18 protein-coding genes and 1 riboswitch are annotated in these 18,459 nt (G+C 55.8%); of the genes, 2 read left to right on the forward strand and 16 right to left on the reverse strand.

Going from position 1 to position 18,459, the window contains the following annotated elements:
- Positions 1 to 38: 38 nt before the first annotated feature.
- From ribH to ribD, 4 genes are all read right to left on the reverse strand, one after another.
- On the reverse strand, positions 39 to 506 hold the full coding sequence (gene ribH, locus AC3Y2E_RS25100) for a 6,7-dimethyl-8-ribityllumazine synthase (RefSeq protein ID WP_379215297.1): 468 nt from the start codon (positions 504 to 506) through the stop codon (positions 39 to 41).
- Positions 507 to 580: 74 nt separating this feature from the next.
- A complete protein-coding gene (locus AC3Y2E_RS25105) occupies positions 581 to 1,813 on the reverse strand; it encodes a bifunctional 3,4-dihydroxy-2-butanone-4-phosphate synthase/GTP cyclohydrolase II (protein WP_379215299.1) in 1,233 nt (410 codons plus the stop codon).
- Positions 1,814 to 1,874: 61 nt separating this feature from the next.
- A complete protein-coding gene (ribE, locus tag AC3Y2E_RS25110; protein WP_379215301.1) occupies positions 1,875 to 2,549 on the reverse strand; it encodes a riboflavin synthase in 675 nt (224 codons plus the stop codon).
- Complete coding sequence (gene ribD / locus AC3Y2E_RS25115) at positions 2,531 to 3,700, reverse strand: bifunctional diaminohydroxyphosphoribosylaminopyrimidine deaminase/5-amino-6-(5-phosphoribosylamino)uracil reductase RibD (protein ID WP_379215303.1); 1,170 nt, start codon at positions 3,698 to 3,700, stop codon at positions 2,531 to 2,533. Before ribD ends, ribE begins: the two co-directional genes overlap by 19 nt.
- Positions 3,701 to 3,972: 272 nt before the next feature.
- Positions 3,973 to 4,143, reverse strand: a riboswitch (FMN riboswitch).
- A 290-nt stretch (positions 4,144 to 4,433) separates the two neighbouring features.
- Between ribD and AC3Y2E_RS25120 the strand changes: the two genes are divergently transcribed.
- Positions 4,434 to 4,871 (forward strand): peptidylprolyl isomerase, encoded by a 438-nt coding sequence (locus AC3Y2E_RS25120; RefSeq protein ID WP_190925305.1) that lies wholly within the window; start codon positions 4,434 to 4,436, stop codon positions 4,869 to 4,871.
- Positions 4,872 to 5,159: 288 nt separating this feature from the next.
- On the opposite strand, the gene AC3Y2E_RS25125 is transcribed toward AC3Y2E_RS25120, so the two are convergent.
- From AC3Y2E_RS25125 to AC3Y2E_RS25165, 9 genes are all read right to left on the reverse strand, one after another.
- Positions 5,160 to 5,399 carry a hypothetical protein gene (locus AC3Y2E_RS25125; RefSeq protein WP_379215305.1) on the reverse strand — a complete coding sequence of 80 codons (240 nt, stop codon included), beginning with the start codon at positions 5,397 to 5,399 and terminating at the stop codon, positions 5,160 to 5,162.
- A 291-nt stretch (positions 5,400 to 5,690) separates the two neighbouring features.
- Positions 5,691 to 7,025 carry a diaminopimelate decarboxylase gene (gene lysA, locus AC3Y2E_RS25130; RefSeq protein ID WP_332071136.1) on the reverse strand — a complete coding sequence of 445 codons (1,335 nt, stop codon included), beginning with the start codon at positions 7,023 to 7,025 and terminating at the stop codon, positions 5,691 to 5,693.
- 156 nt (positions 7,026 to 7,181) lie between these two features.
- The gene (locus AC3Y2E_RS25135) at positions 7,182 to 8,762 is read right to left on the reverse strand and encodes a spore germination protein (RefSeq protein WP_379215308.1); all 1,581 of its coding nucleotides are present in this window, start codon (positions 8,760 to 8,762) and stop codon (positions 7,182 to 7,184) included.
- Positions 8,763 to 8,789: 27 nt separating this feature from the next.
- Positions 8,790 to 9,215: a stage V sporulation protein AB gene (locus AC3Y2E_RS25140; protein ID WP_379215310.1), complete on the reverse strand. Its 426-nt coding sequence runs from the start codon at positions 9,213 to 9,215 to the stop codon at positions 8,790 to 8,792.
- Positions 9,212 to 9,901, reverse strand: a complete 690-nt coding sequence (locus AC3Y2E_RS25145; RefSeq protein WP_379215312.1) for a stage V sporulation protein AA — start codon at positions 9,899 to 9,901, stop codon at positions 9,212 to 9,214. The genes AC3Y2E_RS25140 and AC3Y2E_RS25145 overlap by 4 nt, the downstream gene beginning before the upstream one ends.
- Before the next feature lie 136 nt (positions 9,902 to 10,037).
- Entirely contained in the window at positions 10,038 to 10,793 is a 756-nt protein-coding gene (gene sigF / locus AC3Y2E_RS25150; protein WP_190925314.1) for an RNA polymerase sporulation sigma factor SigF, read from the reverse strand.
- Between the two features lie 12 nt (positions 10,794 to 10,805).
- Positions 10,806 to 11,252, reverse strand: a complete 447-nt coding sequence (gene spoIIAB, locus AC3Y2E_RS25155; protein ID WP_190925316.1) for an anti-sigma F factor — start codon at positions 11,250 to 11,252, stop codon at positions 10,806 to 10,808.
- Positions 11,249 to 11,602: an anti-sigma F factor antagonist gene (gene spoIIAA / locus AC3Y2E_RS25160; protein ID WP_332071140.1), complete on the reverse strand. Its 354-nt coding sequence runs from the start codon at positions 11,600 to 11,602 to the stop codon at positions 11,249 to 11,251. The genes spoIIAB and spoIIAA overlap by 4 nt, the downstream gene beginning before the upstream one ends.
- A gap of 219 nt (positions 11,603 to 11,821) precedes the next feature.
- Positions 11,822 to 13,018 (reverse strand): D-alanyl-D-alanine carboxypeptidase family protein, encoded by a 1,197-nt coding sequence (locus AC3Y2E_RS25165; protein WP_379215316.1) that lies wholly within the window; start codon positions 13,016 to 13,018, stop codon positions 11,822 to 11,824.
- 237 nt (positions 13,019 to 13,255) lie between these two features.
- Here AC3Y2E_RS25165 and AC3Y2E_RS25170 point away from each other — a divergent pair, with 237 nt between their 5' ends.
- Complete coding sequence (locus tag AC3Y2E_RS25170) at positions 13,256 to 14,785, forward strand: YcdB/YcdC domain-containing protein (RefSeq protein ID WP_379215318.1); 1,530 nt, start codon at positions 13,256 to 13,258, stop codon at positions 14,783 to 14,785.
- 46 nt (positions 14,786 to 14,831) lie between these two features.
- Here AC3Y2E_RS25170 and fni read toward each other — a convergent pair whose 3' ends face one another.
- The 3 genes from fni to AC3Y2E_RS25185 are packed head-to-tail and all read right to left on the reverse strand — an operon-like array spanning position 14,832 to position 18,384.
- A complete protein-coding gene (gene fni / locus AC3Y2E_RS25175) occupies positions 14,832 to 15,854 on the reverse strand; it encodes a type 2 isopentenyl-diphosphate Delta-isomerase (RefSeq protein ID WP_379215320.1) in 1,023 nt (340 codons plus the stop codon).
- A gap of 5 nt (positions 15,855 to 15,859) precedes the next feature.
- The gene (locus AC3Y2E_RS25180; RefSeq protein WP_379215322.1) at positions 15,860 to 17,344 is read right to left on the reverse strand and encodes a phytoene desaturase family protein; all 1,485 of its coding nucleotides are present in this window, start codon (positions 17,342 to 17,344) and stop codon (positions 15,860 to 15,862) included.
- Positions 17,341 to 18,384 carry a glycosyltransferase family 2 protein gene (locus tag AC3Y2E_RS25185; RefSeq protein WP_379215324.1) on the reverse strand — a complete coding sequence of 348 codons (1,044 nt, stop codon included), beginning with the start codon at positions 18,382 to 18,384 and terminating at the stop codon, positions 17,341 to 17,343. The genes AC3Y2E_RS25180 and AC3Y2E_RS25185 overlap by 4 nt, the downstream gene beginning before the upstream one ends.
- Between the last annotated feature and the right edge of the window lie 75 nt (positions 18,385 to 18,459).

Here is an 18,459-nt window from a genome sequence, read left to right on the forward strand (position 1 = left end):
CCAGCCGCCGGCTTCCGGAAGCGGTGTTATGCTCCTGCTTATGCTTCCAGCTGTTTCGTCAGGTTGGCCATCTCGATTGCAGTAACGGCAGACTCCCAGCCTTTATTGCCGGCCTTCGTTCCCGCACGCTCGATCGCCTGCTCGATCGAATCGGTCGTCAGCACACCGAATACCGTCGGTACGCCCGTTTTCAGTCCGATCGCGGCTACTCCCTTGGCGGCTTCGTTGCACACGTAATCGAAGTGGGGCGTCGAACCGCGGATGACGGCGCCGAGCGTGACTACGGCGTCGTATTTGCCGCTTGCGGCCATTTTCTGCGCGATCAGAGGGATTTCAAACGCTCCCGGAACCCATGCGATATCGATATCGTCTTCCGCCGCCCCGTGACGCTTAAACGCATCCAGCGCGCCTCCAAGCAGTTTGGACGTAATGAATTCGTTGAAACGGCCTACTACGATTCCGTATTTTAATCCTTGCGAGATTAAGTGTCCTTCAAAATGTGCCATGATCTGTAATCTCCTTTAAGTTAAGTTGGTCCGTTGGTAGAGTTCGGTTGTATGGTTCGGTATAGGCTGATCGATTAGATTCCGGCTCCGGTATCCTGCTGGATGTTCAGCATATGCCCGAGCTTCTCCTGTTTGGTCCGCAAATAGCGCCGGTTGTCCTCGTTGGCTTCCATCTGGATCGGGACGCGTTCGACAATTTCCATGCCGTAGCCTTCGAGCCCGCGGATTTTTCTCGGATTGTTCGTCAACAGGCGGATTTTCCGGACGCCCAAATCTTTCAAAATCTGTGCGCCGATTCCGTAATCGCGTAGGTCGGGGGCAAATCCTAATTGTATATTCGCCTCAACCGTGTCGAATCCCTGCTCCTGGAGCACATAAGCTTTTAATTTGTTGATCAGGCCGATGCCTCGTCCCTCTTGACGCAAGTACACGAGAACCCCGTTGCCTTCGTCGCTGATCTGCTGGAGAGCCGCGGCAAGCTGAGGACCGCAATCGCAGCGGTGCGAGTGGAAGACGTCGCCGGTTAAGCATTCGGAGTGCATCCTGACGAGGACAGGACGGTCTTGATCGATCGTTCCTTTCACCAGCGCCACATGCTCCTGGCCGTTCACTTCGTTGGAGTAAGCGATAGCGGCGAAATTGCCGAAGTCGGTCGGCAGCTTGATCTCAACCTCCCGCTTGACGAGCTTCTCCTTCTCGTTGCGGTAATGGATCAGATCTTTGATCGTGATCATCTTCAGCTCATGTTTTGCGGCAATATCGGCGAGATCGGGCACACGTGCCATTGTACCGTCTTCCTTGATCACTTCGCAAATGACCGCCGCCGGATAAGAACCGCACATCCGGGCGAGATCGACGGCCGCTTCCGTATGACCCGCCCGGCGCAGGACGCCGCCTTTTTTCGCGATCAGTGGGAAAATATGACCCGGACGCCGGAAATCGTCAGGTCCCGTCTGCGGATCGATCATCGCGCGGATCGTATGCGCCCGTTCAAAGGCGGATATCCCCGTCGACGTTCCGGCATGGTCGATCGATACGGTAAACGCCGTTCCGTGATAATCCGTATTTTTGGCGACCATCGGCGGCAGGTCAAGCTCCCCGGCACGCTCTTCGGTAATCGGAACGCAGACCAGCCCGCGGCCTTCCTTGATCATAAAATTGATCACATCGGGAGTCGCCTTATCGGCCAATGCGATAAAGTCGCCCTCGTTCTCGCGGTCCTCGTCGTCCACGACGATAATCACTTTCCCCATCATCAAATCATAGATCGCTTCTTCGATCGTATGCATCTTTACGGGTTGCTGCATCGCTTTCACCTCATTATATACATCGTAGTCTATAACACTCCGCTGTCTGTCCGCCTGTCCCTCACATAAACCCGTTCTTCGCCAAAAATTCCATCGTCATCCCGCCGCCGGTTTTTCCTTGAGGCGAACCGTCCGCTTCTTGACCACGGAACGACAGCAGACGGTCGATATATTTGCCCAGCAGATCGTATTCGATGTTGACCAGATCGCCCGGCTGTTTGTGCTGCATGACAGTTTGCGCGAGCGTATGCGGGATAATCGATACCGTAAACGAGCGATCGTCGACCCGGACTACAGTCAGGCTGATTCCGTCGAGCGTAATCGAGCCGTGCGGAATTACGAACTTCATCTGGTCCTGATCTTCCGGCTCCAACCGGAACACAACCGCATTTTCTTCGTTGTGACGAGATACGATCCGCCCCGGCGTATCGACATGGCCCTGCACGATATGTCCGCCGAACCGGCCGGTCGCCGGCATCGCTCTCTCCAGGTTAACGCTCGTTCCGGGCTGCATATGGCGCAGCGTCGTTTTCCGGAACGTCTCCGGCATGACATCGACGGTAAAGGAAGCCCCGTCAAAAGCGATGACGGTCAAACAAACGCCGTTAATCGCGATACTGTCCCCGAGATGAACGTCTTCCAGCACCTTGGACGCCTCAACCGTCAGCACCATCGCTTGCCCTTGTTTGCCGATCCGCCTCATCCGCCCGATCTCTTCTACAATTCCGGTGAACATTCGGTCTTCCTCCCTTCCGTCCGCTTCGGATATCCGGTAATACAACAATCATCGCCGAACCTTTCGATGCTTACACGCTCCAGCATGACGGCCTCCGACATCTTGGCAAAACCGTCCATGGAGAAGGCGCCGGGCGCATCGGCGCCGCCGACGATTTTCGGAGCCAGAAACAGCACGATCTTATCGATCAGTCCGGCTTCCAGCATCGCTCCGTTCAGCTTGCCACCGCCTTCGAGCAGCACCGATCCGATCTCCCGCTCGGCCAGCATACCCATCGCTTTACGCAAATCTACACGCGGCCCTTCCCCGCAGCGGATCACTTCCACACCGAAGGCGTTCAGCCGCATCATTTGCTCAATCGATGCCTGGTTCGTCGTGAATACGACGGTCTTCGCTTCCTTGTCCTGCACGACACGCGCCTCGAGCGGAAGGCGAAGCTTCGAATCGATGACGATCCGCACAGGCTGGATGGAAGGAACGTCGAGTCTGGCGGTGAGCTGCGGATCGTCTGCGATAACGGTATCCACGCCGACCATGATGCCTTGGTGACGGTGACGCAGCATATGCACGTACGAACGGGATTCCGTACCGCTAATCCATTTGCTGTCCCCGGTTTTGGTAGCGATTTTGCCGTCCAGGGTCGTCGCCGATTTCATTGTGACGAAAGGCAAGCGCGTCGAAATAAACGAATTAAACATTTCATTAAGCGCGCGCGCTTCCTGCTCCAGGACGCCAACGTCGACTTGAATCCCGTGGCTCCTCAGCTTCTCGATCCCTGTGCCGGCCACCTGAGGGTTCGGGTCCGTGCAGGCGACGACGACCCGCTTCACCTTCTCCGTCACGAGCCGGTCCGCGCAAGGAGGCGTCCGGCCGAAATGGCTGCACGGCTCCAGCGTTACATAAGCGGTACTGCCCTCGGCTTCCGCCCCGGCCATCAGCAGAGCATGCACCTCGGCATGATGGGAGCCCCGCTGAAGATGAGAGCCTAACCCGACGATCCGGCCGTCCTTGACGATGACGCAGCCTACGACAGGGTTGATCCCGGTCTGCCCCAATGATTTCTCCGCGAGCTGAAGCGCCAGCCGCATGTAATATTCGTCGTTCAACAGTTCCAACTCGATCTCACCGCCTATCCCGTTTCGTACGTGCATTCCAAACAAAAAGCCCCTCTACGCAAGCGTAAAGGGGCGGGAAGTCGGATAGTACGGGCGTAATGCGTCATGAAGACATGCGCAAACAGACGACCCAATCTCGTCTTTTCGGCGGACGTCGCGCACGAGCGCAAACAGGACGCGAAAGGAAGGCCGCAGCTTGTTCCAGCAACGGTCCATACGAAATGGGCGCAGCAAACCGGTGTCGATGTATGTGAAAAAATGCACATGTTAGCGACGCCAAATGCGGCAGTTCTGTTATTCCATTTGCCCGATTCCTTCTCCCATCCAGACTATACTGTCGGTCCCGGATTCACACCAGGTCCACCGGCCAAGCACGCGCTTTAGCACGGGTCACGGACTGATCCGCAAGCAGTCGATTATAACGCAATCGACGCGGAATCACCGCCGGTCGGGATTTTCACCCTGCCCCGAAGGAAAATCGATTCAGTTCCTAGTCTGCCGGTATGTTCTTACACCTTCAGCTCCTAAAGCTGAAAGCCTTTAAATTACACCCAGCATTGTATGAATAGTACCACATTGAAATTGATAAATGCAAGGATTTTCATGCTTTCTTCCGCTGAATCCGCTGTCCGTAATGTAAACTTACCCGGTCTTCCCGGTTCATCCGTGCACACGATCGGGAGTTTCCGTCCATCCGGCTTTGATAATTGGCAAGTTTTCCAGTACAATGGATAAAGCACTTGGACATGATAAGGGAGGAACATTAGACATGACAAAAAAAGGAAGCATCGAGCTCGAAAACGGCGAGAAAGTGTTGATCGATTTTTTTCCGGAGGAAGCGCCGAACACGGTAGCCAACTTCGAGAAGCTGGCAAACTCCGGATTCTACAACGGTTTGACGTTCCATCGCGTCATTAAGGGTTTCGTAGCTCAAGGCGGCTGCCCTAGCGGAACAGGCACCGGCGGACCTGGGTACACGATCGATTGCGAAACGGCCACGAACGTCAGCAAGCACGAGCGCGGCACGCTGTCGATGGCCCATGCCGGCCGGAATACAGGCGGCAGCCAGTTCTTCATCTGTTACCAGCCGCAGCCTCATCTGGACGGCGGACATACGGTATTCGGCAAAGTGGCCAAAGGGATGGAATTCATCGATGCGGTCAAGCCGGGCGACAAAATGAAAGAAGTGAAAGTTTGGGACGAGTAGAACCACAAGTTCAGGAAAGAGCCGGTTTTCCCGGCTCTTTCTTACCATAAAGGGGCGGTCCTAACCGTTTTTTATTTGTTTGAGCCCCGCTTCCCGTTTTCCATTAGTTAGAGCCCGCTTCAAACCATTTCTCTATAGAAAAAACCTCAACCTCCGCTTTACAGTGGAGTGGAAGTTGAGGTTTTTTCGTTTGCAAATTGGGCCGTTCCCGCATCAGGCGAACTTTATGGGGACAGCCCTTTATCGCGCTGTTGATCGATCGCATGCGAGGACGGGAGCTTCCTTGCCTTACAAATTATCGTTTATGTTGTAATCCGTCCGGCAAGAGATGGTTTTTGCAGGTGAGCGCCAATCAATCAGCTGTACCTGCTGTTCGATGATGAACTGCACCGTCTTGCGCCAGCTGCCGCAATGACCGGCTTCCCATACCGCCTGGGAAGCTCTTGCGGAAGTTTCATTTCCGTTATTTGTTGCTAGCAGCGGGAAATGGGCATAGAGCGGAAGTTCTTGTGCCGTTATTTCCAGCATTACCGCTTCTATCCTCTAAAAATCCAAAATAAAGGAAACCAATCTTCCGCTATCACACAAACATGACGTGCACGGCAGGAATAGAGGAAATGACTCTTCCGCTATGTCTACGGCTAACTCTGGATTTCTGACCATCCGCGTCTAACAAGCTTTGCAAATCTGCTTCCCAAGCAAGCAGCAAACCAGCTCAGCTCACACGCAGGAACCAAAAAAAAGCCTCCCGACCGCCGCTAAAACAGGCGGGGCAGGAGGCTTTTTTGCTTTCATTCCTTCTTATCCATCCAAACCGGCTCAGCTTTTGGCGACCGGCTGTTTTTGCATTCTTTCGGGAATGACGTCTTTACCGGCCACGTCCTCGAACGTCTCGCGGCGCACGACAAGATCGGCTTCGCCGTCATGTACGAATACGACCGCAGGGCGGCGCAGACGGTTGTAGTTGCTCGCCATCGAGTAGTTGTATGCGCCAGTGCAGGCGACGGCCAAAATATCGCCCGGAGCGGTCTTAGGCAGTTCCAAGTCGCGGATCAGCATATCACCGGTTTCGCAGCATTTGCCGGCGATTGATACGGTCTCTTCGTTCGGATCGTTGGCACGGTTGGCAAGAAACGCCTCATACTTCGCATCGTACAACGCAGGGCGCGGATTGTCGGTCATTCCGCCGTCGACGGCTACATATTTGCGTACGCCCGGGATGTCCTTCGACGATCCGATGGTGTACAGCGTCGTACCCGCGTCGCCGACGATGCTGCGGCCTGGCTCGATCCATATTTCCGGAAGCGGATAGTCGTGCTTGGCGAAGTTCGATTTGATGGAGTCGGTGATCGCCTGCACGTACTTGGCAAGCGGCAGCGGGGAATCTTCCTCCGTATACCGGATGCCGAAGCCGCCACCCAGATTAATGACCGAGAACGTAACGTCAAGCTCCAGCCGGACGTTCTGGGCGAATTCGGCTACCCGGTCGGCGGCGAGACGGAATCCGTCAACCTCGAATATTTGCGAGCCGATGTGCGAATGAACGCCCAAAATCTCGACATGCTCCAGTTCCTTCGCTTCGCGGATCGCGCGGAAGGCCGAGCCGTTGCCGATGTCGAAGCCGAACTTCGTATCCGTCTGCCCGGTCGAAATAAACTCGTGCGTATGCGCCTCGACGCCCGGTGTTACGCGGAACAAAATTTTAACTTTGACGCCCTTCTCCTTGGCGGTCTCGTTAAGCATATACAGCTCGGTAAAATTGTCGACGACGACACAGCCGATCTTGGCGTCGATCGCCATCTCCAGCTCCTCGAGTGTTTTGTTATTGCCGTGGAAGTGGATGCGCTCGGGCGGAAACCCGGCTCTCAGCGCCGTGTACAGCTCGCCGTCGGATACGACGTCCAGCGACATTCCTTCCTCCTCGGCGATCCGGCACATTGCCATGACGCAAAACGCTTTGCTGGCGTAGGCCACCTGGTACCGCATTCCGGTAGCCCGGAATGCCTCTACGAACTCCTTGCAGCGGCGTCGGATCAGCGCCTCGTCGAACACATAAAGCGGCGTACCGAATTTTGCGGCGAGCTCCGCGGTGTCGCATCCCCCGATTTCAAGTCGTCCGTCCGAATTGATTTGGCTAGTTCCGTGCAAATACATATCTGGTTCCTCTTTCCTTCTATCGATTGTGGATGTCTCAGGCTCGCTGGCTTTCTTCTAAATTACCACAGCTCCGAGCCGATGACAATACGCATGAACAGCCCCTCATGCACAGCAAAAGCCCATGAGTATCGCTCACGGGCTGCCTCTTTATCGTCAATCGACCGGTTGGCGCGTCTCATCGATCGGATTGGTAATGCTGGGACGAAACTTGTTGGCCAAAATCGGACGGCGGACGAGAATCGAGAATAACGCCTTCGCATGGAACGGGATGAACGGCCACATGTACGGAGTATTGTACGATCTTGTCACCGACAAGGCGATCAGCCACACGGTCACGCCCAGCACCAATCCGGGGATTTTAAAGGCGGCCACCAGAATGAGCAGTCCCATCCGGACAAGCCGGTTGGCCAGACCAAGCTCGTAGCTCGGCGTCGCGAACATCCCCACTGCGGCGATCGCCATATACATGATAACCTCGTTGATGAACAATCCCGTCTTCACCGCAATATCCCCGACAAGAATGGCGGCTACCAAGCCCATCGCGATCGATAAGGGAGAAGGGGTATGGACGGCGGCCATCCGCATCAGGTCGACCCCGACTTCAACGAGCAGAAACTGGATAAGCAGCGGAAGCTCGCCTTGCTTCTGGGGTCCGAGAAATTCGAGACCGGCCGGCTTCAGCTCCGGATTTTGCACGAGCAGGAACCACAAAGGCAGCAGGAACAACGAAGTCATAATTCCCAGAAACCGGACCCACCGCAAATAACTGCCGACAAACGGCGCTTGCCTGTACTCCTCCACATGCTGCACCAGATGGAAAAACGTAGTCGGCAAAATCATGACGCTCGGCGACGTATCGGCAAAAACGATCACATGCCCTTCAAGCATATGTGAGCTGACGACGTCAGGCCGTTCCGAGTAACGGACGGACGGATATGGATTCCAGCCTTTGCTGATGATCGCCTCCTCGAGCTGCTTGTCGCCGAGCGGAATCCCGTCGATGTTGACCTTGCTGATCTTGTCGCGCAACGATTCGACGAGCCGCGGATCGGCAATATCGCTTATGTAGCCGATGCATACGTCCGTCTTCGTCCGTTTCCCTACTCTCATAATCTCCAGCTTCAGTCTCGGGTCGCGGATGCGGCGTCTCACCAGCGTCACGTTGGTCATCAGCGTCTCGACGAAGCCGTCGCGGGAGCCCCGCACGACGCGTTCGAGGTCCGGCTCCTCTATCGAGCGGACCGGGAAGCTTTTGGAGTCTATGACAAGCGCGGCCCCGCTGTTTTCGACGAATAAGACAGTAGAGCCCATCAGCGCAAACTGGACGGCCTTGTCGAAATCGTCCTCGGTTTCAACCTGGATATGCGACACATACTTGTTCAGCAAGCTGCTTAACGTGTCCGGTACGAGCTGTTCCCGGTCAAGATGGGTGAGGCGGACGATAATATCGGTCAGCACCGTATCTTTGGCGAAACCGTTCGCGTAAAAAAACGCCGTCCGTTTCGTGCCGAATTCCATCACCCGGAAGACGAGATCGAAGCTGACGCCAAGCCCGACCTTTTCCTCCAGCGCCCGTTTGATCTCTTCCAGTTTGCCCGGAATTTCCTCCATCCGGATCAAGCCGATCTCTTCGTCGGTGAGCAGATCTCGGGCATCGATTCTGCCGTCGTTTCTGCCGTCTGCTCCTCCTCCGTCTTTCCGTCCGTGTCTTCGATCTCTTAAACCGGTACCCATCTATGCGTCCCTCCTGCCGAATATCGTTCATGTGCGGAAGATGATCCATTCAAAAAGCGAACCGGCTACTTTCCCGAGCACCATCGCCATCAGCAGCCAAATAATATAGGGGCCCAGACCGAGCCGTTTGGCCATGATCGGCAGCACGTTCAGCACTTCTGTCAAAGCTCCGGCCAGCATCCCGACGAAGCAGCCTGCGATAAAACCGACCACGGCGGTAACGACGGGAGCCAGCGTTATTTGCCAATCCATAAAGTCGGCCACCGTCCAGACCATAACCCCGGTCACGATCGCCCCTTCGAACGTATGCACGCGGTCGAACGCCCGTGTCATCTGCGCCAGCCTCGGCAAGATGTCCAGGACGACCAGAAACGCCACCATCCCGCCGCCAACCGCAATACCTCCGGACAATCCGACGATCACGACCGCAACGATGCCAAGGAAAACGCTCATGGCGAATCGCCGTCGTTTCGTTTCCCGGAAGAAGCCTGCCCGTCTCCGCCGCCTGCTTCCGCCTGCGCGGCCGGCAGCATCTTTTTGTACTCCTCAGTAATAACGTAATGATTCAGGCTTTCCTGATACGAGAACATCTCCACCTCGAGCGGGCTCGGCTCCTCGCTTAACCGTTTCTTGAACAGTTGGTTGAAAAAGACGACCATCCCTGCACCCAATCCGAACGAGTACGGGATCTGAAGCCAGTACGGATGTTCGGCGCGGCGCCCGGTAATCATCTCGTAGATGCGCTGATGGACTTCCATCATGCTGACGTCTTCATGAAAGTTCATGATCGCCATTCCCGAGCCGATGAACAGCAGCACCCAGACGACGGCAAGCGCCGCACGGTTCGGCGGCTTGGATCGGGTCTGAATATCGATCAGCACATGAGGTTCTCCGAAGTGCTCCACCTGAAGCCGCGGATACAGGGAACGGACCGCCGCTACGATCTGCATCATGTCGATCAGAACGACATGACCGTCGCGCTCGGAAGGCTTGCAGATCGGCAGCTCCAACAGCTTTTTCTCCATGTCCGGCTCCGTCATCAGATGGGCGACCTTGCCCAGCGTCACCGTTTCCCCCGGGGCGGCGGTCACCCGCTTGCGGAGCCGGATATACAAGATCGGCACGAACGAGCGGTTCACCTTGATCCCTCTCCTTCATCATCTTTCCTGTAGTATGCGATACGAAAAATCGCGGTAACCGCTCTATTTTTTGGCAAAAAGAAAAACCGCCCCCACCTCGTCAAGGCGGAAACGGTCTTAGCCTGAAGTCTTTCCTTTATTGAGCGATTTGCTCGCGGATCGACTGCAATATTTTTTTCTCCAGCCGGGAAACCTGCACCTGCGATATGCCAAGCCGGCTGGCCACCTCCGACTGGGTCTGATCCCGGAAGTACCGCAAGTACACAATCAGCCGTTCGCGCTCCGTCAACGTGCCGATCGCTTCGTTCAACGCCAGCTTGTCGAACCATTTCTCCTGCCCTTCGTCGGCGATCTGGTCCATCAGCGTAATCGGATCTCCGTCGTTCTCGAACACCGTCTCGTGAATCGACGAGGGGGGCTTGTTCGCTTCTTGCGCGAATACGACGTCCTCCGGCGTAATGCCGAGGTCTTCGGCCACTTCTTTAATCGTCGGCATCCGGCCGAGCCTTTTCGACAGCTCGTCTTTTTTCTTGCGCACTTTGTTCGCCAACTCTTTCAACGAGCGGCTCACTTTGACCGTACCGTCGTCCCGTAAAAAGCGCTGGATTTCCCCGATTATCATCGGCACCGCGTACGTGGAAAACTTCACGTCATAAGATAAATCGAACTTATCTACAGACTTCAACAGGCCGATGCACCCGATCTGAAATAAATCCTCCGGCTCGTAGCCGCGGTTTAAAAAGCGCTGAACGACGGACCAGACGAGACGAATGTTGCAGCTTACTAGCGTTTCCCGGGCGATCGTATCCCCGGATTGGCTGAGGGCAATAAGCCGCTTGACTTCGGTATCGTCCAGATACGTATGAGAGGCATGTTTCAACTCGCTATCCATATCGCAAAACCCCTAGTTAAACAGCGCTTTTTTGGATTCTATTCGTTTCACCATGACGACCTTCGTTCCTTCGCCCCGCCGGGTCACGATCTCGACCTCGTCCATAAAGTTTTCGATAATCGTAAAGCCCATGCCGGATCTTTCAAGTTCGGGCTTCGAGGTATACAGCGGCTGGCGAGCCAGCTCAACGTCCTCGATGCCTTTGCCTTGGTCCTCTACCGTTAAATAAAAGATGCTCTGCTCGATTTTGGCCGTTATCGTAATAACGCCGTCCGGGGAATTGTCATACCCGTGAATAATCGCATTGGTTACAGCTTCCGACACCACGGTTTTGATATCGGTCAGCTCGTCCATCGTCGGATCGAGTTGGGAGACGAAGGCCGCTACGGTTACACGGGCAAACGACTCGTTCTCGGAAATGCTGGCAAAGCGGAGCTCCATATGATTGTTGCGGCTCATGAAACCACCTCCAGACTGGAAAGGGCGAGTCTTTCATTGTCTTGAATCGATAGAATCTTGAACAGGCCCGACATTTCGAAAAGCCGGTACACCGCCGGATTGACGTCGCAAACGACCATTTTGCCGCCTCTGGACGTAATCAGCTTGTACCGCCCCAAAATGACTCCTAGACCCGAGCTGTCCATGAAGCTCAAATCTTTCATACTGAGCACGACATGATTAACGTCCCCTCTTAAAATCGCTTCTTCCATCTTTACTTTCACCGTATCGGCGGTATGATGGTCAAGCTCTCCCTTTAATCGGACAATCAGCGTTCTCCGTTGATGCTCCAATTCGATATGCAAACTCAAGTCTGGCTCACTCCCTTTCGCGTTGTGTCTACCATTTCTACGAAATGAATGGGAATTCCTGCAAGCCGACAAAACTAGAAGAAAACTGCCATAATAAGAACGTAGATGATATATTTCAACATAATATCCCCGGATTCGCGGGAATTTGCCGTTTGCCAATGTGTAATGAAGGTCCCCGGCACCGTTGTCGGTACGACCGGGGACGTGGTGCGGCGGATATTAGTCCGCCATGAACAGATGCATCGTGGTCCGCTTGAACAGCTTCCACCAGCCCGCCTTCTTCACTTCGACCGGAGATTCGATCGGGAATTCGGAGACGATCCGGTCGCCTTTGTAGACAACCAGCTTGCCAAGCGGCTGCCCTACGGCGATCGGCGCCTTCAAGTTCGGCTCCAGCTGCAGCTCGTGACGGATATCGTCGCCGGCATCGCCTCTTCTCATCAGTACGCTGTACGGGTGAGTCGCCGTAATTTCCAGCTGGGGCAATTCGCCCTTCTCGACGCGAATCGTACCGATCACGTCTCCGGCTTTGAAGATCGGCAAGCTTGTATATTGGGAAAATGCGTAGTCGAACATTTTCGTCACTTCGGCGTTGCGTGTTTTCGTATTCGGTTCGCCCAGCACGACCGCGATGACCCGCAGGTTGTCGCGTTTGGCCGTGGCTGACAAACAAAATTTCGCCTCGCTCGTATATCCGGTCTTCAGCCCGTCCGCCCCTGTATAAAACCGGACCAGCTTGTTCGTATTGACGAGCCAGAACGGCTTTTCCGTATCTTTGCGCAAATAATCCTGGTATTGCCCTGTATATTTCGTAATTTCCTGGTGCTTCAGCAGTTCACGCGACATAATCGCGATATCGTGGGCGGAGGTGTAATGATTGTCCGCCGGGAGACCGTTCACGTTGACGAAATGCGTATCTTTCATGCCAAGCTCCTTGGCCCGCGCATTCATCATACTGACGAACGCCTCTTCGGTTCCGGCGATTTTCTCCGCCATCGCCACGGACGCGTCGTTTCCGGACGCCATCGCGATCCCTTTCAGCATCTCGTCTACGGTCATTTCTTCACCCGGCTCGAGAAAGATTTGCGAGCCGCCCATCGATGCCGCGTATTCGCTCGTGCGCACTTTCTCGTCGGATTTGAGTTTGCCTTGAGCCATCGCCTCCATAATCAGCACCATCGTCATGATCTTCGTGATGCTGGCCGGAGGAAGCTTTTGATTTTTGTTTTTTTCGTACATGACTGTACCGGTGTCGGCATCCATCAGCACGGCAGATACGGCGTTAGGAGCCAGATCGACTTGCGGAGCCTGCTCCTGCGCCTTTTCCGTTTTCTCTTCGGCGTATGCGGCAGCCGGCATAACAAGCGCCAGTGCCAGCATGGCGCAAATGAAGCGCGTCAACCCTCGCTTGAACATAAGATTTAACCCCTCCTGGTCCATGGTGAACTGTTCCATTTCCAAATACGCTTCAAAGGATGGAATCGCTTCTAACCATTATTGACAGAAAAGGGGAAAATTAAACGGCCGGGAAGACCAAATAATGCGTATAAGGCTTTTGTTTTTTAGACTTCATTCGCGGGTTGTCGTACAATTAGAGAAAGAGAATCGATAGATAGAGGATAGGGACGTATTACCGGGGAGGACTGAGAAGTTATGCATACGACAACTAGTAGCAATCCGGCCGGAGAGCCGGGTAAAGAAGGACAAGATGAAGCGCTGCTTGCACGCCGCGCGGCGCTAAGGATGCGGGCGGAAACGATTCTAGCCGTTCCCGAAGGTTACGCGCTCACGATTGAAGAGTACGAGCCTTCTACCGGGCGGGACGGAGCGGCGGCGATGTTTGTCTGGACCTTGCCGGGTACCGATAACGGTATAACGGTCGAGCTTGGAGAACAGGGGGATTTGCTTCACTACTCCGATGATACGGGGAAACCGCTCGGCCTGGCGGAAGAAGTTCTGTCTTTCGAAGAGCTTCGCAGGCGGGCGCTTCGCTTCGTGACGGAGCTGTACCCGGATGCGCTGGACCGGTTCGTGCCGGTACGGGACAGTTCCCCTCCAGGCGGCGGCCAACTGTACGAATATGGGCAAATGGCGATGGACCTGCCCCTCCCCCGCTCCGGATTCCGGGTTCGAATCGCCGAAGACGGCACCGTGACCGGCTTCCGTTATTTTGGCAGCCAGCAGGAGCCGGCAGTTCCGGCGGAGCTGGTGCCGAAGGAAAAGCTGCTGCAGCGGCTTGCCGCCTCTACCGATTTGCGGTTGGAGCTGAGCCTCGTAACGGAGCACGCGGCGGCCCCTGTCCGAGAAAAGCTGCGGCTCGTCTACCGGCCGCATCCGTATGTATCCAGCTTCGAGGCGGATGCCCGGAAAGCCGGAGAAGCGGAGAGTCTGACCGAAGAGTCCGAACAGGAGGACGATATCGAAGCAGCATGGGAGGAAGTAGCCGTGCCGGCTGACGAGCCGGCGGCCGCCTCCGAACCGGATGTTCTTCGCTGGGCCGGTCACGATCCCGGGCAATACGAGCTGCTGCGTCAGGCGGAGATCGACGGCAAAACCGGCTTCGTCTGGCGAAGAACCGATTATACTCCCGCACCCGGCGTGCAGGACGCTCTGTCCATAAACTCGTTTTTCCATAACCGCAACGAGCAGACGATTAAAGCGATGCTCAATCCTGAGAGCGGAAGACTCGTTTCCTTTATGCGGTTCGACAAAGCCTCAGGTCCGTTATGTCTTTCGCGGGAGGAATGCCGGGATATCGCCGTCCGTCTCATAAACCGCGCCGCTCCCGGACTGTTGCCGTATTTGCGGTTGAAGACGGACGACAGCCGGGAGGATTGCGATACCGAGCTGTTTGAGTTTCGGCTGCAGATCGGCGGAGTCCAGCTGGAGACGGATAGAATCCGGATCTGCATCAACAAAACGACAGGTCAACCCGATCAGTTCATAGGGTTGTCTGTAGGGCCCGGGCAGCTGGCCGGTTTCGACCCCGCTCCTCGTGTTAGCGTTGCCGACGTAAAGAAAATTTACATGGATTCGGTCGATCTGCGGCCGGAATGGGCAACCGATTATTCCGACTCCGCTCCCGAGCGCCGCTATAAATTGACGTATCGGCTCGTTGATCGTTTAACCGGCCGGCAAGTGAGACTGATCGATGCCAACAGCGGCGAGCCCCTGTGCTTTTAAAGGAACATTATGCTTTGTAACGGATGTGCATTGCCTTGACGATGGATTACCGTTTAGTCAGATTGGGAGTGCCGCGCAGCTCGGACAAGTTTGCCGCACCGATGCCGAACATGGCGGCACGCAGCTCAAACGATATACGCTGCAGCGCTAGGTCGGTCTCCTCGAGCGAACCGACCGCCGGGCCTAGCAGCGAGCGGCCGAAGCCTGCGAGATCGGCGCCCAGCGCGATTGCTTTAGCAGCGTCCACACCGCTGGACAAACCGCCGCTCGCTATCAGGCTACAGCCCGGCGCGGCCTCATGCACCTCGACAACGCATTGCGCCGTCGGGATGCCCCAGCCGGCGAACGCTTCCGCAGCGGCGCGGCGTACCGGGTCTTGCAGCCGGTACTTCTCCACCTGGCTCCACGAAGTGCCCCCCGCTCCCGCGACATCGACAAACCGGACGCCGGCATCAGCGAGCAGCCTCGCCGTATCTCCGCCGATCCCCCAGCCGACTTCCTTGACGCCTACCGGTACCTGCAACGATCGGCATACGACCTCGATTTGCCGCAGCAAATCTTTAAAATTCGTATTCCCTTCCGGCTGAAACAGCTCCTGCATCGAATTCAGATGCAGCACAAGTCCGTCCGCTTCCGCCACATCGACCGCCCGTTTGCATTCTTCCGCGCCATAGCCGTAATTCAGCTGAACGGCGCCGATGTTGGCGATAACCGGAATCGTCGGAGCTGCGTCCCTGACCCGGAACGTATGGGCAACAGAAGGGCGCTCCACCGCGGCGCGCACCGATCCGACTCCCATCGCCCATCCTTGCCTCTGCGCCGCTTCGGCCAAGTTCCGGTTAATGCGCAGCGCTTCTTCCGTGCCGCCGGTCATCGAACTGATCAGCAGAGGTACGCTTACCGGTTTGCCGAGAAATTCGCAGGTCGTGTCGATTTCGGCAAAATCAATCTCCGGAAGCGCCCGATGCCTGAACCGGTAGTCGGCGAAGCCGCTTCCCGCAGTTGTGCTGCTCACATCTTCCTCTAGGCATATTCGGATATGCTCCGCCTTGCGCCGTTCCGTACTCAATCCAATTACCCCCTGTATTCCCGAATGAGTCTTTCCGCCACCAGTTGTCCACAAGCGGTCACGACCGGAGTACCGCCTCCCGGATGCGTAGTCCCTCCGACAAACCACAACCCGTCAATGTCCCGGCTGCGGTTGCCAGGCCGGAAAAAGGCTTGGCGGAACGAATTGGACGATATTCCATAGATCGCCCCCCGGTATGCTCCCGTGTCTTCGCGCAGCTGTTCGGGAGTATACACGAGACGAACTTCCATATCGGTCCGTATACCGCACAAACCGACTCTCTCCAGTTTCTCTGTCACTTGTTCGACATATGCCTCCCGTTTTTCCTGCCAATCCCACGCCGATTCGCATAAATAAGGCGCGTTAACAAGCACGAATAAAGCACTGCAGCTATCCGGGGCCGTAAGTTCTCCATCCGTCCCGTTCCAGCAAATATACAGAGCCGGGTCGCGAGGCGGAACTTTCCGCTCGAACAAGTCTATAAATTCTTCTTCGTAACGCTCAGGGAAAAAAACGGTATGATGGCTTAGCTGCTCATATTTTCGCTTTACTCCGAGCATCAGCACAAGACCGGAATGGGAAGGCTCGTAACCGGCTATTTTCCTGTCGGGCAGCGACGGCCGCTCCTCTTCGTCCAGCAGCGCACGTGTCATCGTCAGCAAGTCACCTCCGGCTACGACCACATCCGCCGCATAATCTCCGCAAGCTGTGGTAACCCCCGATACTTTCCCGGACGACGTTCGAATCTTGACAACCTCTTCCCCTAAATGGATCGATACACCCAGCTCCTCCGCCAGTCGACCGAACGCGCGAACAAGCTCATACGTTCCTCCCCGGATCCCGACAATTCCCTCGCCCGCCTCCACATGAGCGAGCATGGCAAATACGGCCGGAGTGCGGTACGGAGAGGAACCGATATAGGTGGCATAACGCCCCAGCATCATACGGGTGTTGGGATGCTCGAAGTATCGTGCCAGCAAGCGGTCCAGCGTCGTAAACGGCCGAACGGACAGCAGTCCGGCCAAAAGGCGGGGATCGGCCAGGTCAAGCGGGTCGGTCAAAAGCCGATTTAAAAATCGGCTGCGGGATATGGAGTATAAACGTTTCGCTTCCGCAAGGAACGTTTCGTATCGGGACGCGTCCTTGGCGCTGTAACGCGCAATCTGATCAGCTGTAGCTGCCGGGTCTCGGGTCAAATCGACCTGATGGCCGTCGGCAAACCGGTTGCGGGTATAAACCGGCAGCTTGTAAAAAGATACGTAATCTTCTATTCTTCTCCCTGCGGAGGTAAACACTCGTTCGAACATGGAGGTCATCGTAATCGTGCTCGGTCCCCTGTCGAATGAATACGGTCCGGCTTCCACCCGCTGCAGCTTGCCCCCCAGCGCCCGCTGACGCTCGATCAGCCTGACCTGGAAACCCGCAGTTGCCAGCCGGATGGCGCACGAAAGTCCGCCCAGCCCCCCTCCGATTACGATCACCCGTTTCATGTATACCGTCTCCCCTTCCACTCATAAGTGTTGCCTGTCGCCGCTATTGTCCAGGAAGCGACTCCGATCGCTATTAGCAGACATATGGCAGCCGGAAGCGTCCAGGCGTATTTTGGCGATACGCCGCTGGAGCGGTCCACAATCGCCTTCAATCCGAAACCCAGCGCCAAGGCCAGTATCGAGGGCAGAAACAGATCGGGATGTCCTATCGAGGAACATAGCGTCAACAGCGGAAACAGATATAGAAATGCATAGGAAAAAAGCACACCGAATAAAAGAAGTCCGTTGCGTCCCAGTCCCGGAAATACGTTCTTGGCGTACCCTTTCCAAACTTGTGCCGCGTTTTCGTACATCCGCATATACACAAACCGGTGTATGCTGGCGAGCCGAACGGGATGTCCCGCACGCTTAACTCTTCTAGCGAGCTCCATATCGTCGACAAGGTGGGAGCTGAACGCCGCATGTCCGCCGATCGTTTCGTACGTCATCCGGTGTATGCACATAAACGCTCCGTGAGCCGCAACGAATCGGGGATCGGCCGACCCGGCAACAAGACGGCAGGGCAGATGGCAGGCGACGGTAAACATCATCAGCGGCACGACGAGCCGTTCCATCCAGGTTTCTGTTTCCTGTCGGGGAAAGCCCGTAACCAGCCCCCAATCCCCCTGTGACGACAGCGTGTCGCGCAGCGCGCGGAGACACCCCTTTTCCAGTCTGGTGTCGGCGTCCAAGAACAGAAACCAATCACCGGAGGCACGGGACGCCAGCTGTCGGCAAGCGTGAGATTTGCCGATCCAGCCGGCGGGAAGCGGGGTACCGGCCAACAAACCGATACGTGAATCCCTTTGCCCCATACGCTCGACGACAGTAGCCGTTCCGTCATCCGATTCATCGTCTAGCACCCAGATTTCCACGCCGCAATCGTCCTCCGCCGCTGCGGAGACCGAGGCCAGACAGTCACCGATACGCCCCGCCTCGTTTCTCGCCGGAATCAGGACGGACAACCATATTCCGTTATTTTCGGTTTTCTGGCACGACACTGTTTTTGCCCCAGGCGAACTATAGCTTTTCCGTGAATCTCTGCTCCCCAGTGCCGGAAGCTGATTCAAATTCCA

It is taken from the genome of Paenibacillus sp. MAH-35 (assembly GCF_058135425.1).